The organism is Aquiflexum sp. (genome assembly GCF_041749095.1).
GTDB lineage: Bacteria > Bacteroidota > Bacteroidia > Cytophagales > Cyclobacteriaceae > Aquiflexum.
This window is the reverse complement of record NZ_JBGTCA010000570.1, coordinates 1-2,174: the sequence shown is the minus strand read 5'-3', so window position 1 is coordinate 2,174 and position 2,174 is coordinate 1. Positions and strand designations below refer to the sequence as shown.

Genomic DNA, 2,174 nt, shown 5'->3' with positions numbered 1-2,174 from the left:
GATCCACTCCTGCCGGGTTTACTCCAAAATCATAGTGGTTTCCAAATAAAGTACTGCTGTGGCTGAAAAAATTGCCGGCAGGATTTACAGGACTACAATCACCCTGATCATCGCTAATAGTTCCTGAATTTACCTGAATATCAGCATTGCGTATGGTCGTCTCAGCAAAATTATTGCACATGTATCTTAATCCAATATCTTCATCAAGCGGGTTGGCATTCTGCCCTTGAGAAAAGATACCATTGGTGATATCCCTAAACTGATTTCGATAAATCAGATTTGACTGATCACCAGAGCTTTGAAGCACAATTCCAAATGTCCAGAAATAGCCCGAACCGATTCCTTGTTGGAAAGTATTATTCTCAACCATATACCCCGTAGATGAATTTAGCCACATCCCGAAGCTATTGTCGACACGGGGTACATTGAACGTATTATCGAGTATTGAAGGATTGGTAAAATTATGAATATTAATTCCATATTTATTCTCATTAAAAATCGCGTGGTGCACATACAAAGTCCTTGTTGATATGGTGTTATACCCAGCAATTCCGAAAGTCAAATTTTTAAAATCCGAGCGATTTATTGTACCTCCTGCGCAATCGGGCAATTGGCTGCCGCTGCAGAACCACCTTTCCTGAACCCGGGAATTGACAGTATAGATACCCGTTCCTTTGCTATATACTGAGAATGAATCGGGAATTTGATTTTCATATAGGTTGCCATATAGTAATAAGCCTCCAATTCCTTCGACATGAACAAAATACTTGGGATCAAAATCATCTTTAAAAAATGCTGGTGTTGTCGCAAAATGGGTATTAAAAATCTGCCCCATATTCCACATTTCAGTAGTTCCGCTCAATCTTACATAAGGATCATATTGAATACCAGTTTCATTATCAAAGATTCTGCTGTTATGTATGTTGATCACACCACCTCCCATGTTTGGAGCCGTTTCACTTCCGGCAAGTGCTGCGATTTTGGCATGTTCGATTTTGCTGTCATTTCTAATAATAAGCCTTGCCTGTTGTGTAGGGCCAGAAATACTTTGACCCTGATCTGAATAGCCTTCGACCCGCACTCCTTGCCAATGTTTGATGTCACATGAATCGAGTGGGTCTGAACAAATTATTTTTCGGTTGAAACATCGTGGGTCGACAGTGAAAACAGTACTATCCATGATCAACCTACCTCCATTGATACCCGGACTACCCCTTCTTACCACAACTTTGGCCTCCGGAGCAAAATAAAATACCATATTTTTCAATTCTAATGTTACCCCCGCAGATATTACCAGTGAATCCCGGATAAATATCCACTCTTCAGGAAAATCCGTGAGACCACTGTAAATTGAATTATCAGTTCCATCCCATACCTGACTTTCTGTAACGATATAATCTTTTGCATCATATTTACTCCATTTTTCGCAACATTCGCAAGTTTCGAGAAACATTTCATCATAATCCTGAAAATCTACCTGACTGGGGACAATATGAAGTTTATCTTTTTCATTCGGAGTCTGGGCCCACCCCAAACCATAGTTAAAATTATATGATAACGAAACAGCCGTGGGCGACCAGGTTGGCGTTCCTGAATTGGGATTGGAAATCTTTCCTCAGTAATTATCGCTTGCCAACCACAAAGAATAATTATCGTTATCATCTTTTGCGGTTTGAATCTGTGAATTTTTAAAATTTGATATCCCACTCCATCCCGACACGTTTGTTAAATTTTGGGTATTATAATCGTATATACTTAGTGGATTTGAGTTGGTGGTGCTGGGATTATGAGTTATATACAACTTACTGCCATCAGGAGAAAATTCTAAACCATTTACGAATGCATCAGGAGCAGGGCCTGGAAGTTGAGGTCCCAGATTAATATTATCAAAAGAGCCGGAGACTACATTTCCGGTTACGGAATCTATTGACATGATTGAAACCGAATTATTCCCAAGTAAATCTGTAACAAATAAGGGCATAGCAAGTTTAATCGACGATGTAGCTGTATCTTCAAACAATTCCATTTCAGATCGCTGACCAGATGTTAAAGATCCTTGCCGGTCAAAAGACCAACCACTATCCTGCAGGCCATCACAAGTAACATTTACCCGATAAATTTTTTGATTGTTTGCTATAAAGAGCCATCTCTCATTATCTTCCCGAAGCCTGGTT

2 protein-coding genes are annotated in these 2,174 nt (G+C 39.7%); both read right to left on the bottom strand.

The features are described 5' to 3' along the window. A partial coding sequence (locus tag ACEW8O_RS25305) for a hypothetical protein (protein WP_373497414.1) occupies nt 1-1,534 on the bottom strand: 1,534 nt, incomplete at its 3' end. An 81-nt stretch (nt 1,535-1,615) separates the two neighbouring features. Further along, a partial coding sequence (locus ACEW8O_RS25300) for a hypothetical protein (RefSeq protein ID WP_373497413.1) occupies nt 1,616-2,174 on the bottom strand: 559 nt, incomplete at its 5' end.